This is a genomic window from Micromonospora sp. WMMD729, from assembly GCF_049315225.1.
Taxonomy (GTDB): Bacteria; Actinomycetota; Actinomycetes; order Mycobacteriales; family Micromonosporaceae; genus Micromonospora.
On record NZ_CP186059.1, the window covers coordinates 311,206 to 324,692 of the forward strand.

At 72.0% G+C, this 13,487-nt stretch carries 10 protein-coding genes; 9 read left to right on the forward strand and 1 reads right to left on the reverse strand.

The window, feature by feature from the left end; all coding sequences use genetic code 11:
* Positions 1 to 75 precede the first annotated feature (75 nt).
* A complete protein-coding gene (locus ACN263_RS01450) occupies positions 76 to 729 on the forward strand; it encodes a TetR/AcrR family transcriptional regulator (RefSeq protein WP_422738030.1) in 654 nt (217 codons plus the stop codon).
* 26 nt (positions 730 to 755) lie between these two features.
* On the opposite strand, the gene ACN263_RS01455 is transcribed toward ACN263_RS01450, so the two are convergent.
* The gene (locus ACN263_RS01455) at positions 756 to 1,592 is read right to left on the reverse strand and encodes a zf-HC2 domain-containing protein (RefSeq protein ID WP_422740562.1); all 837 of its coding nucleotides are present in this window, start codon (positions 1,590 to 1,592) and stop codon (positions 756 to 758) included.
* 72 nt (positions 1,593 to 1,664) lie between these two features.
* Between ACN263_RS01455 and ACN263_RS01460 the strand changes: the two genes are divergently transcribed.
* The 8 genes from ACN263_RS01460 (at position 1,665) to ACN263_RS01495 (ending at position 13,374) form a co-directional block, all read left to right on the forward strand.
* Positions 1,665 to 2,705, forward strand: a complete 1,041-nt coding sequence (locus tag ACN263_RS01460) for a TRM11 family SAM-dependent methyltransferase (protein WP_422738031.1) — start codon at positions 1,665 to 1,667, stop codon at positions 2,703 to 2,705.
* Positions 2,706 to 3,119: 414 nt separating this feature from the next.
* Positions 3,120 to 3,209, forward strand: coding sequence for a potassium-transporting ATPase subunit F (locus tag ACN263_RS01465; protein ID WP_422738032.1), 90 nt, complete (start codon positions 3,120 to 3,122; stop codon positions 3,207 to 3,209).
* Positions 3,209 to 4,864 (forward strand): potassium-transporting ATPase subunit KdpA, encoded by a 1,656-nt coding sequence (gene kdpA / locus ACN263_RS01470; RefSeq protein WP_422738033.1) that lies wholly within the window; start codon positions 3,209 to 3,211, stop codon positions 4,862 to 4,864. Before ACN263_RS01465 ends, kdpA begins: the two co-directional genes overlap by 1 nt.
* Positions 4,865 to 4,884: 20 nt before the next feature.
* Positions 4,885 to 7,080 carry a potassium-transporting ATPase subunit KdpB gene (gene kdpB, locus ACN263_RS01475; protein WP_422738034.1) on the forward strand — a complete coding sequence of 732 codons (2,196 nt, stop codon included), beginning with the start codon at positions 4,885 to 4,887 and terminating at the stop codon, positions 7,078 to 7,080.
* A complete protein-coding gene (locus tag ACN263_RS01480; RefSeq protein ID WP_422738035.1) occupies positions 7,080 to 7,961 on the forward strand; it encodes a potassium-transporting ATPase subunit C in 882 nt (293 codons plus the stop codon). The genes kdpB and ACN263_RS01480 overlap by 1 nt, the downstream gene beginning before the upstream one ends.
* A gap of 73 nt (positions 7,962 to 8,034) precedes the next feature.
* Positions 8,035 to 10,587 carry a DUF4118 domain-containing protein gene (locus ACN263_RS01485; protein ID WP_422738036.1) on the forward strand — a complete coding sequence of 851 codons (2,553 nt, stop codon included), beginning with the start codon at positions 8,035 to 8,037 and terminating at the stop codon, positions 10,585 to 10,587.
* Positions 10,584 to 11,264, forward strand: a complete 681-nt coding sequence (locus tag ACN263_RS01490) for a response regulator (RefSeq protein ID WP_355049118.1) — start codon at positions 10,584 to 10,586, stop codon at positions 11,262 to 11,264. The genes ACN263_RS01485 and ACN263_RS01490 overlap by 4 nt, the downstream gene beginning before the upstream one ends.
* Before the next feature lie 100 nt (positions 11,265 to 11,364).
* Entirely contained in the window at positions 11,365 to 13,374 is a 2,010-nt protein-coding gene (locus tag ACN263_RS01495) for an FAD-dependent oxidoreductase (protein WP_422738037.1), read from the forward strand.
* Positions 13,375 to 13,487: the final 113 nt, after the last annotated feature.

Sequence of the window (13,487 nt, forward strand, 5' to 3'; positions counted from 1 at the left end):
CGCACGGATCCGTTACTACCCGTGATCACGGCGAGGGCGGTGGTCAGTCGGGATGGGGCCGCTAGGGTCGGGCAGATGAAGGTCGAGACCGCTCCCCGTCGTCGCCGGTTGGAGCCGGACGCCCGGCGCGGCCAGATCCTGGCCTGTGCGGTCCGGCTGTTCGGCGAGCGGCCGTACGCCGACGTGTCGACCACCGACGTCGCCCGGGAGGCGGGCGTCGCCCGCGGGTTGGTCAACCACTACTTCGGCACCAAAAAGGACCTCTACCTGGAGGTCGTCCGGGTCATGGTGACCATCCCGGAGGTGGCCCTCGAACGGCTGCCGAAGGGCGATCTGCGGACCCGGGTCGACGCCAGCGTCTCGTGGTTCCTCGACGTGGTGTCCCGGCACAGCACGTCCTGGCTGGCAGCGGTCACCGCGCGGGGGATGGGCGGCGACGCCGACGTGGAGCGGGTGCTGGCCGAGGCCGAGGAGGTCGCCGCGGACCGGATGCTGGTCGCCGTCGGGCTGGCCGACGAGGCGGAGCACCGCGAGGAGCTGCGCGGGATGGTCCGGGCGTACGGCGGGCTGGCGACGTCGACCGCCCGCGAGTGGCTCCAGCGTGGCGCGCTGACCCGCGCCCAGGTGCACCTGCTGCTCACCACCACCCTGCTGACCATCGTCGAGCAGGTCATTCCGCAGGTCATCGCCGCCGAGGAGCCGCCACGCCCGATCGACCCGCGCGCCTAGTCAGCGGCAGGGCACCGCTCCTGGGATCAGGCCGCCCGTCGGTCGGTCCGTGCCGCCGGGGCGGCGTACCGGTCGGCGGCCTGCGCGGGGTACGCCCCGGAGTTGACCACCCGCAGCGGCCGTTCGCCCTCGTCCGTGCCGAAGCGCCAACGCGACGGCGTCGGTTGCCGCTGCGGCGCGGGCCCGCCGGGCCGCAGCCCGGGGCGGGACAGCAGCACGGTGATCAGGTAACCGACCACCAGGAACCCGTGGCTGACCAGCCGTTCCGTCCCGACCGACCCGGTGGCCAGGTCGTTGACCGAGAGCAGCAGCAGCGTGCCGACGAACGCGCTGAGCATCGGCAGCAGGCCGGCCGGCGGGCTACGGCGTACCGCCACGAAGAGGAAGCCCGCCCCGACCGCCACGTTCCAGGCGGCCGACTCGTGCCAGAGGTGCTGGCCGGAGGCGTGCAGGTGCTCGGCGGTGGCGCCCCGGCCCACCTGGGCCAGGCCGAGCACCAGTTGGACCGCGCCGAGCAGGCCGAGCGCCGCGCGCAGCCCGACGACCAGGGCGCCGCGTCCGGGCAGGTGGGGCCGCCACCGCGACCGGCGGGTCGGCGGCGCGGCGTCGGCGGCCGCGCCGGCGTCGACGGTCGCGCCGGCTGCGGCAGCGCCGCCGATGGCGGCCAGGATCGCGTCGGTCCGGTCAGGGACGTCGGTGACCAATCGGGTACGAACGCGGCGCGTCACCGCCGCGGCCGTAGCGAACCACGCCCGGCACTTGGCGCACTCGTCCAGGTGCCCCTGCGCCGCCGCCCGTTCGGCGGCGGTCTCCTCACCGTCCAGCTGCGCGGACAGGATCTCCCGCCACTGCTCACACCCCATGTGTGGGTAGTCGGTCCGGGCGTCGCTCCGGTTCCCGGCGGTCGTCACGCGTTGTGGAATACTCGCCCGATCATGACGCGCTACGGCCTGCTGATCCTCCCCGCCACCAATCGGGTGTACGCCCGATCCGCCATCGACCTCACCCGGGCCGAGCTGGAGATCTTCGGCCGGTCGGCGCTCGCCGGCCGGATCGGGGAGCTGGCCACCGAGGTCGTGGGCGGCGCGACGTACGTCACGTTCGCCGGTGACGGGCTGACCGAGCGCGACCTGGCCGTCCTGGGCAACCTCTCCGCCGGGTACGCGCTGTTCGAGATCGTCGGCGACCTGCTGCGCCCGGTCGAGTGGAGCCGGCTGGACCGGTACGACGACGACCTGCTCACCATCCAGAAGTACGTGGGCAAGACCAACGAGCAGTTCACCAAGCTGCTGCTGAACGTCACCCTGCTCGCCTCGGACTGGGCCGGTGAGCTGACCGAGCGCCGGTTCCGGGTGCTCGACCCGCTCTGCGGTCGGGGCACCACCCTCAACCAGGCGCTGATGTACGGCTTCGACGCGGCCGGCATCGAGCGGGACCAGAAGGACGTCGAGGCGTACCGGGCGTTCGTCACGACCTGGTTGAAGCAGAAGCGCATCAAGCACCGGGTGCTGGAATCGGGACCGGTGCGGCGCGAGCGCAAGGTGGTCGGCCGGCGGGTACGCATCGAGTTGGCCCCGACCCGCGAGGAGCACAAGGCGGGCCGCACGCAGTTGTTGGACGTGGTCAACGCGGACACCACCCGCGCGGGCGAGTTCTTCCGCCCGGAGACCGTCGACCTGGTGGTCGCCGACGCCCCGTACGGCGTACAGCACGGCAGTCGTACCGCCGATCAGGGTTTGTCGCGCGACCCGCTGGCACTGCTCGCGGACGCCGCGCCGGTCTGGGCGCGGGTGCTCCGGCCCGGCGGCGCGCTCGGCATCTCGTGGAACACGCACGTCGCGAGCCGCGACGACGCGGCGGCGGCGCTGGCCGACGCGGGCCTGATCGTGGTCGACGACGAGCCCTACCGCGCGTTGCGGCACCGGGTCGACCAGTCGATCATGCGCGACGTGCTGGTGGCCCGTAAGCCGGCCTGACCCCCCCGGCTCGGCCCGCCCGCCCCGGACGGCCCCCGGCCACCCTTCTCCGGCCCTTTGCTCTGCTTCAACCGGCGCAACAGTTCCGGTGCCTCGGTGTTGCCTCCGTTGAAGCAGAGCAAAGGGCCCGCGACCACCCCTCGCCCCGCCGGCCATAGCGCCGCTGTGCGGCGTTTCACCTGATCAGGTGCCCGCGTGAAAACCGCGTCAAGAAAAGGTTCGGCTCCGTCATGGTCGCGTTATGACCCCTGCCCTCCGGCGGGTGGTGGCGCTTTGATTGCCCGGCGCGATCGGAAGGCGGTCGCGACGAACCTTTCCGGTAAGAGGAGTCAGCGTGTCTGACGTGGTGTTCGTGGTCCTCACGGTGGCGCTGTTCGCAGTGCTCGCCCTGGTGGTCCGGGCGGTGGAGAAGCTGTGAACGCGGTCAACGCCGTCGGTCTGGTGCTCGCGATCGTCCTGGGCGCGTTCCTGGTGTTCGCCCTGGTATTCCCGGAGCGCTTCTGATGACCACGACAACAGCGGGCGTCATCTTCGTGCTGACGCTGGTGGCGGCCCTGGTGGCCGTCTACAAGCCGTTCGGCGACTACATGTTCCGGGCCGTCTCCGGGACGAAGCAGTCGCGGGTCGAGCGGGGGATCTACCGCCTGGTCGGGGTCAACCCGGCCGGCGAGCAGACCTGGGGCGTCTACGCCCGCAGCGTGCTGGCGTTCTCGGCCGTCTCGATCCTGTTCCTGTACCTGTTCCAGCGGGTGCAGAACCACCTGTGGCTGTCGCTGGGTTTCGACCCGGTGGTGCCGCACGGCGCGTGGAACACGGCCGTGTCGTTCGTGACGAACACGAACTGGCAGTCGTACTCGGGTGAGTCGACGATGGGCCACCTGGTGCAGATGGCCGGCCTGGCCGTGCAGAACTTCGTGTCGGCGGCGGTCGGCATCGCGGTGGCGGTCGCGCTGGTGCGCGGCTTCGCCCGCAGCCGCACCGGGCAGCTCGGCAACTTCTGGGTCGACCTGACCCGGATCGTGCTGCGCATTCTGCTGCCGATCGCGGTCCTCGGCGCGATCGCGCTGATCATCGGCGGGGTGGTGCAGAACCTTTCCGCCGGCACCGACGTCAGCACGCTGACCGGCGGCAGCCAGACGATCACCGGTGGTCCGGTGGCAAGCCAGGAAGTGATCAAGGAGCTGGGCACCAACGGCGGCGGCTTCTACAACGTCAACAGCGCGCACCCGTTCGAGAACCCGACCACCTGGACCAACTGGCTGGAGATCTTCCTGATCCTGCTGATCCCGTTCAGCCTGCCCCGGGTCTTCGGGCGGATGGTCGGGCAGAACCGGCAGGGCTACGCCATCGCCGCGGTGATGGGCATCCTCGCGCTGGTCAGCATCACCCTCACCAACGTGTTCGAGCTGGCCGGCCACGGCACGGTGCCGCAGGCGGTCGGCGCGGCGCTGGAGGGCAAGGAGGTCCGGTTCGACGTCTCGAACTCCGCCACGTTTGCCGCCGCCACCACGCTCACCTCGACCGGCGCGGTGAACTCGTTCCACGACTCGTTCACCTCGCTCGGCGGCATGATGGCGATGGTCAACATGATGCTCGGCGAGGTCGCGCCCGGCGGTGTCGGCTCGGGCCTGTACGGCCTGCTGATCCTCGCGGTGATCACCGTCTTCGTGGCCGGTCTGATGGTCGGCCGCACCCCCGAGTACCTGGGCAAGAAGATCGGCTCGCGCGAGATCAAGTTCGCCTCGCTGTACTTCCTGATCACGCCGATCCTGGTGCTCGTCGGTACGGCGGCCGCCTTCGCCACCGGCAACAACTCCACGGCGCTCAACGTCGGCCCGCACGGCCTCTCCGAGGTGCTGTACGCGTTCACCTCGGCCAGCAACAACAACGGCTCCGCCTTCGCCGGCATCACTGTGAACACGCCCTGGTGGAACACCGCGCTCGGGTTGTGCATGCTGCTGGGCCGGTTCCTGCCGCTCATCTTCGTGCTCGCGCTGGCCGGCTCGCTGGCCCGCCAGGCACCCACCCCCGCGTCCGAGGGCACCCTGCCGACCCACCGACCGCTGTTCATCGGGATGGTCGTCGGCGTCACGGTGGTCCTGGTCGCGCTGACCTTCCTGCCCGCGCTCGCGCTCGGCCCGCTGGCAGAGGGGCTCTGACCATCATGAGGAACGAGGACATGTCCGTCACGTCCGCCCCGACAGAGCAGCTCCCCGGCTCCCCGGCCACCCAGGGCGACCGGATCGGCGGGGGCCTGCTCGACCCCCAGCAGCTCGTCCGGTCTCTGCCGGACGCGGTGCGCAAGCTCAACCCGACCACGCTCTGGCGCAACCCGGTGATGCTGATCGTGGAGGTCGGCGCGGCCTTCACCACCGTCCTGGCGGTGACCGACCCGTCGGTCTTCGCCTGGGCGATCACCGCCTGGCTCTGGCTGACCGTGGTCTTCGCCAACCTGGCCGAGGCGGTCGCCGAGGGCCGGGGCAAGGCCCAGGCCGCGACCCTGCGGCAGGCCAAGAAGGACACCATCGCCACCCGGCTGGTCGACTGGAAGCCCGGCGCGCGGGCCAACACCTACCGCGACGAGGCGGTGCCCGCGCCGGACCTGCGCCAGGGCGACATCGTGCTGGTCGAGGCCGGCGGGATCATCCCGGGCGACGGCGACATCGTCGAGGGCATCGCCAGCGTCGACGAGTCGGCCATCACCGGCGAGTCGGCCCCGGTCATCCGCGAGTCCGGCGGCGACCGCAGCGCGGTCACCGGCGGCACCAAGGTGCTCTCCGACCGGATCATCGTGAAGATCACCCAGAAGCCGGGGGAGAGCTTCATCGACCGGATGATCGCCCTGGTCGAGGGTGCCAACCGGCAGAAGACCCCGAACGAGATCGCGCTGAACATCCTGCTCGCCGCGCTCACCGTCATCTTCCTGCTGGCCGTGGTGACCCTCCAGCCCCTCGCGATCTTCTCCAAGGCGTACCAGGCCGCCGCGCCGGACAGTGGGGCGATCACCGGTTCCGGTGTGACCGGGGTCGTGCTGGTCTCGCTGCTGGTCTGTCTGATCCCCACCACCATCGGCGCGCTGCTGTCCGCCATCGGCATCGCCGGCATGGACCGTCTCGTCCAGCGCAACGTGCTGGCGATGAGCGGTCGGGCCGTCGAGGCGGCCGGCGACGTCAACACCCTGCTGCTGGACAAGACCGGCACCATCACCCTGGGCAACCGGCAGGCCGCCGAGTTCGTCCCGGTCGAGGGCGTCAACGCCGCGACCGTGGCCGACGCCGCCCAGCTCTCCAGCCTGGCCGATGAGACCCCGGAGGGGCGCTCGGTGGTCGTGCTGGCCAAGAACGAGTACGGGCTGCGCGAACGCGAACCCGGCGTCATGCCGCACGCCACCTTCGTACCGTTCACCGCGCAGACCCGGATGAGCGGCGTCGACCTCACCCCGGACGCCAGCGTCGACGGCGGCGCGTCGGGCGCCGGCCGCCGGGTCCGCAAGGGCGCCGCCGCCGCCGTCATGAAGTGGGTACGCGAGAACGGCGGCCACCCCACCGAGCAGGTCGGCGAGATCGTGGACGCGATCAGCGGCACCGGCGGCACCCCGCTCGTCGTCGCCGAACACGTCGACGGTGAACCGGCCCGCGCCCTCGGCGTCATCCACCTCAAGGACGTGGTCAAGTCCGGCATGCGCGAACGGTTCGACGAGATGCGCCGGATGGGCATCCGGACCGTGATGATCACCGGCGACAACCCGCGCACCGCGAAGGCCATCGCCGACGAGGCCGGGGTGGACGACTTCCTCGCCGAGGCGACGCCGGAGGACAAGCTCGCGCTGATCAAGCGGGAGCAGGAGGGCGGCCGGCTGGTCGCGATGACCGGCGACGGCACCAACGACGCGCCGGCGCTCGCCCAGGCCGACGTCGGAGTCGCCATGAACACCGGCACGTCGGCCGCCAAGGAGGCCGGCAACATGGTCGACCTCGACTCCGACCCGACCAAGCTCATCGAGATCGTGGAGATCGGCAAGCAGTTGCTGATCACCCGGGGAGCGCTGACCACGTTCAGCATCTCCAACGACATCGCGAAGTACTTCGCGATCATCCCGGCCATGTTCGCCGGCCTCTACCCGAGCCTGGACGCCCTGAACATCATGCGGCTGGCCAGCCCGGAGTCGGCGATCCTGTCCGCCGTCATCTTCAACGCCCTGGTGATCATCGCGCTGATCCCGCTCGCCCTGCGCGGCGTGCGGTACCGGCCGGCCGCCGCGTCGAAGCTGCTCAGCCGCAACCTGCTGGTCTACGGCCTGGGCGGCATCATCGTGCCGTTCATCGGAATCAAGCTCATCGACCTGCTCATCCAGTTCGTCCCGGGGATTTCGTGATGCGCCTACCCACCTGGATCGCCCAACACCTCGCCGCCCTGCGCGCCCTGCTCGTCTTCACCGTGCTGCTCGGCCTGGTCTACCCCCTCGCGCTGGTCGCGCTCGGTCAGCTACCGGGCCTGCACCACAAGGCCGACGGCTCGCTGATCACCTCCGGCGGCACCATGGTCGGCAGCTCGCTGATCGGCCAGTCCTTCACCGACGCCGACGGCAACCCCGTCGCCCGCTACTTCCAGTCCCGCCCGTCGGCCGCCGGCGACGGCTACGACCCCACCTCCACCTCGGCCAGCAACCTCGGCCCGGAGAGCGTCGTCGACACCATCGCCACCGACCCGGAGGAGTCCAGCGAAAGCCTGCTCACCCAGGTCTGCGCGCGCAGCAAGGCCGTCGGCGAGCTGAACGGCGTCGACGGCAGCCGGCCATACTGCACCCCCGGCGGGGTGGGCGCCGTGCTCGCTGTCTTCCACGCCGACGGCCTGACCGGCCCGGTCACCCGGGTGGTCAGCGTCAACCAGGTGGCCCCGGCCACGCCGTTCGTCCCCTCGTACCAGGGGGTGCCGGTGGAGTTGGCCAAGCCCGGCGAGGACTACGTGGCTGCCGGCGGGGTGGTCACCCCGATCCGGGGCGACGCGCCGGCCGACCCGGCGGTACCCGCCGATGCGGTCACCGCCAGCGCCAGCGGCCTCGACCCGCAGATCAGCCCGGCGTACGCCGAGTTGCAGGTGAACCGGGTCGCGCGGGAGCGCGGCGCGGACCCGGCGGCGGTCCGCAAGCTCGTCGAGGAGCACACCGCCGGGCGTGCGCTCGGGTTCATGGGCGCGCCCGGGGTGAACGTGCTGGAACTCAACCTCGCGCTCGACAAGCGGTTCGCCGCACGCTGAGCACCCTCGTGGGCGGGGCCGTGCCGACCGGGCACGGCCCCGCCCGCCACCCTGACCAGGGAGGATGGTTCCCGTGCCACGCGGAGAACTACGCATCTACCTCGGGGCCGCTCCCGGCGTCGGCAAGACGTACGCCATGTTGGAGGAGGCCCAGCGGCGAGCCGCGCGCGGCACCGACGTGGTGATCGGCTTCGTGGAGACCCACGGCCGGCAGCACACCGCTGCGATGGTCGGTGACCTGGAGCAGGTGCCCCGGCGCACGATGACCTACCGGGGCGTCGAGTTCACCGAGATGGACGTGGACGCGGTGCTGGCCCGCCGGCCGGAGATCGCGGTCGTCGACGAGCTGGCCCACAGCAACGTGCCCGGCGCCCGGCACGACAAGCGCTGGCAGGACGTCCAGGAGCTGCTGGACGCGGGAATCGACGTGCTGTCCACGGTCAACGTGCAGCACCTGGAATCGGTGAACGACGTCGTCGCCCAGATCACCGGCACCACCCAGCGGGAGACCGTGCCGGACGAGATCGTCCGCGCCGCCGAGCAGGTCGAGCTTGTCGACATGACGCCGGAGGCGCTGCGCCGCCGGATGGCGCACGGCAACATCTACCGGCCCGACAAGATCGACGCCGCGTTGGGCAACTACTTCCGGGTCGGCAACCTCACCGCCCTGCGCGAGCTGGCACTGCTCTGGCTGGCCGACAAGGTCGACGAGCAGCTCGACAGGTACCGCAACCAGCAGGGCATCGCCGCCACCTGGGAGGCCCGCGAACGGGTCGTGGTGGCGCTGACCGGCGGGCCGGAGGGCGAGACGCTGATCCGCCGCGCCGCCCGCGTCGCGGCCCGCAGCAAGGGCGCCGACCTGCTCGCCGTGCACGTCGCCCGCAGCGACGGCCTGGCCGGCGCGGACCCGGCCCAGCTCGCCCGCCAACGGGTTCTCGTCGAGAGCCTGGGCGGCACGTACCACCAGGTGCTCGGCACCGACGTCCCGGCCGCGCTGCTCGACTTCGCCCGGGGCGTGAACGCCACCCAACTGGTGCTCGGGGCCAGCCGGCGGGGCCGCCTCGCGCAGATCTTCGCCCGGGGCGTCGGGGTGACCACCACCGCGCTCTCCGGCTCGATCGACGTGCACCTGGTCACTCACAAGCAGGCCGGCAAGGGCCGCCGGGCGGCGGCGGTGCCGGCGGCGCTGTCCCGACGTCGCCGGCTGCTCGGCTTCGGCCTCGCGGTGCTCGGCATGCCGCTGCTCACCCTGCTGCTGAAGGCGCTGCCCGACCTGACGCTGACCAACGACATCCTGCTGTTCCTCGCCGGGGTGGTCGGGGTCGCGCTGGTCGGCGGGGTGTGGCCGGCGCTGGTCGCGGCGCTCGGCGGGTCGCTGCTGCTCAACTGGTTCTTCACCCCGCCGTTCCGGACGCTCACCATCGCCGAGGCCGACAACCTGCTCGCCCTCGCCGTCTTCGTCGGGGTGGCCCTCGCGGTGAGCTGGATCGTCGACGTGGCCGCTCGGCGGACCCGCGAGGCCGCCCGGGCCGCCGCCGACGCGCAGACGCTCGCCGCCGTGGCCGGAGGCGTACTGCGCGGCGAACGTCCGCTGCCCGCCCTGCTCGACCAGCTCCGCGAGACGTTCGGGCTGCGCGCGGTGAGCCTGCTGGAGCTGGCCGAGGAGGCGAGCGGCCGACCCGAGCGGGCCCGCGAGGAGCACGCCTGGAGCGTCGTGGCCAGCGTCGGTGAGGGCCCGGCCTGCACCCCCGAGGGCGGCGAGACGGCGGTACCCGTCGACGAGCGGATCACCGTCGTGCTCTGCGGCCGGCGGTTGGAGGCCGCCGACCGGCGGATCGTCGAGGCGTTCGCCGCCCAGGCCGCCGTCGCGCTACGCCAGGAACGGCTCGCCGAGGAGGCCGCTACCGCGCGGCCGCTCGCCGAGGCCGACCGGATGCGCACCGCCCTGCTCGCCGCGGTCAGCCACGACCTGCGTACGCCCCTGGCGTCGGCGAAGGCGGCGGTGACCAGCCTGCGCAGCCACGACATCGAGTTCGACGAGGCCGACCGTGAGGAGCTGCTGGAGACCGCCGAGGAGTCGCTGGACCGGCTCGCCAGACTGGTCGCCAACCTGCTCGACATGAGCCGCCTCCAGGCCGGCGCCCTCGGCATCACGGCGACCACCATCGGCCTGGAGGACGCCGTACCCCTGGCCCTTGACGAACTTGGCCCGGCGGCCGCGACGGTCGCCACGGACATCCCGGCCGACCTGCCCGCCGCGACCGCCGACCCGGGCCTGCTGGAAAGGGTGCTGGTCAACGTCATCGCCAATGCGCTGCGGTACAGCCCACCGGACCAGCCGCCCACGATCACCGCGAGCGCGCACGCCGGTCAGGTGGAGCTGCGGATCATCGACCGGGGGCCGGGCATCCCGGAGGACAAGTGGGAGCACGTCTTCCTGCCGTTCCAGCGCCTCGGCGACCGGGACAACCAGACCGGCGTCGGCCTCGGGCTGGCCCTGTCCCGAGGGCTGGCCGAGGCGATGGGTGGCAGCATCACCCCGGAGACCACCCCCGGCGGTGGCCTCACCATGGTGCTGCGGCTGCCCGCCGCCGCCCAGACCAGCCCGGAGGAGCCGCAGGAATGACGCGCATCCTGGTCGTCGACGACGAACCGCAGATCCTGCGGGCACTGCGGATCAACCTGCGTGCCCGCCGGTACGACGTGGACGTCGCCGCCACCGGGGCCGCCGCGTTGAAGGCCGCCGCCAGCCACCCACCCGACCTGGTGGTCCTGGACCTCGGCCTGCCCGACATCGACGGCGTGGAGGTGATCCGGGGTCTGCGCGGCTGGACCGCCGTACCGATCATCGTGCTCTCCGGCCGGGCCGGCAGCGAGGACAAGGTCGCCGCGCTCGACGCGGGCGCGGACGACTACGTCACCAAGCCGTTCGGGGTGGAGGAGCTGCTGGCCCGCATCCGCGCGGTGACCCGGCGACTCGGCGCGCCCAGCGAGGCCGTGCCCGCGCTGCGGATCGGCCGGCACACCGTCGACCTCGCCGACCACCGCGTGTGGCGCGACGACGACACCGAGGTGAAGCTGACCCCCACCCAGTGGAGTGTGCTGGAGAAGCTGCTGCGCCACCCCGGCAAGCTGGTGAGCCAACGCCAGCTCCTTCAGGAGGTGTGGGGGCCGGAGTACCAGAACGAGACCAACTACCTGCGGCAGTACCTGGCCCAGCTCCGCCGCAAGTTGGAGGACGACCCGGCCCGTCCCCGCCACCTCATCACCGAGCCGGGCATGGGCTACCGCTACCGCCCCTGACCCGTTGACACCCGCCGGCAGAGATTGAAGAATTTCGTACCGCAGCGGCAGCGGCGTGCTTCTGTAACCGTCCCCTCCGGTTACCCCGATGGAGTTCGCCGTGTCCCTTCCCCTGTCCCGTCGCCGGCTGTTGACCGCCGGTGGCGCCGGTCTCGTCCTGGCCGGCCTGGCCGACCCGTTCCGCGCCGGCCCCGCCCGGGCCGCCGTCACCACCGCCGACCTGGTCGTCTACGGCGCCACCTCCGGCGGGTTGGCCGCCGCGATCACCATGCGCCGGCTCGGCCGCACCGCCGTGGTCATCGAGCCCACCAGCCACGTCGGCGGGCTGAGCACCGCCGGGCTCGGGGCCACCGACACCGGCGTCCAGGCGTCCATCGGCGGGCTGGCCGCCGAGTTCTACCGCCGGGTGTACGTCAGGTACCACGGCGGGACGCTCACCCCGACGTCCCCGCTGCGGATGACCTTCGAACCGCACGTCGCCGCCGAGGTCTTCGCCGAGATGCTGGCCGAGGCGGGCGTCCCGGTGGTCGTCGGGGCCCGGCTGTCCAGCCTCGGTCGCAGCGGCAACCGGATCACCGAACTGCGCACCGAGGACGGGTCGGTCTACTCCGGCGGGGCGTTCGTCGACGCGACCTACGAGGGTGACCTGCTGGCCATGGCCGGGGTGGGGTTCACCGTCGGGCGGGAGTCCAACGACACCTACGGCGAGACGATCAACGGGGTGCAGTCCGGCAACACCCACCAGTTCGTCTACCCCGTCGACCCGTACGTGACGGCCGGCTCGCCCGCCAGCGGCCTGCTGCCGGGGATCTCCGCCACCCCACTCGCCCCACGCGGCAGCGGCGACGACCGCATCCAGGCGTACTGCTTCCGGATGTGCCTTACCCAGGCCGCGAACCGCATCCCGTTCGCCAAGCCGTCCGGATACGACCCGATCCGGTACGAACTGCTGCTGCGGCACATCCAGGCCGGGGCCACCGGGCCGTACTTCACCACCCACTCGATCGGTGGTGGCAAGACCGACTCCAACAACAACGGCGCGGTCTCCACCGACCACATCGGCCTCAACCACGCGTACCCGACGGCGAGCTGGGCGGTCCGGGAGGGCATCATCGCCGACCACCGCACCTACCAGCAGGGGCTGATGTGGTTCCTGGCCAACGATCCCCGGCTGCCGGCGACCGTGCGCGACTCGACCGCCCGGTGGGGGCTGCCGGTCGACGAGTTCACCAGCACCGGTGGCTGGCCGCCGCTGCTCTACATCCGCGAGGCCCGCCGGATGGTCTCCGCGTATGTGATGACCGAGGCCGACTGCCGGGGCCGGGTACGCGCCACCGACTCGGTGGGCCTGGCCAGCTACACGATGGACTCGCACAACTGCCAGCGCGTGGTGGTCGACGGGCGGGTCCGCAACGAGGGGGACGTGCAGATCAGCGTCCCGCAGCCGTACCCGGTGAGCTACCGGGCGATCGTCCCGCACCAGAACCAGTGCGCCAACCTGCTGGTGCCGGTCTGCCTGTCGGCCAGCCACATCGCGTACGGCTCGATCCGGATGGAGCCGGTGTTCATGATCCTCGGGCAGGCGGCGGCCACCGCGGCGGCGCTGGCGCTCACCGGCAACCTCGCCGTGCAGGCCGTCTCCGTACCCGCCCTCCAGGCCCGGCTGCGTCAGGACGGCGGGGTGCTGGACTGGGGAACGCCCGGCGAGGTGATCCTCGACAACGCCTCGGCCAGCGGCATCACCCGGGCCGGTACCTGGGTGCGCAGCAGCGACGTCGGCGGCTACCACGGCGCGGACTACGAGCACGACGGCAACACCGCCAAGGGCGTCAACCGGCTGCGGTTCCGCCCGACACTGCCCACATCCGGATCGTGGACCGTGCACCTGCGCTGGACCGCGCACCCGAACCGGGCGACGAACGTGCCGGTGGACATCGCGTACTCCGGTGGGGTGACCACCCGGACCGTCGACCAGCGGCAGTCCGGCGGCCAGTGGGTGCCACTGGGCACCTACCCGTTCACGGCGGGCAGCGACGGGAGCGTGCTGATCCGTACCGAGGACACCGACGGTTACGTGGTCGCCGACGCGGTCCGCTTCGTACCGGCGTGAGCGGGCGCGTTCCCGCGGCGTCCTTCATCGCCGGCTCCTGCCTGGCCCACCGGCGTCAGCCGCCCAGGCGGGACGGGTAACGTCGTGGACGGACCAAGATCGGCGTACGAGGA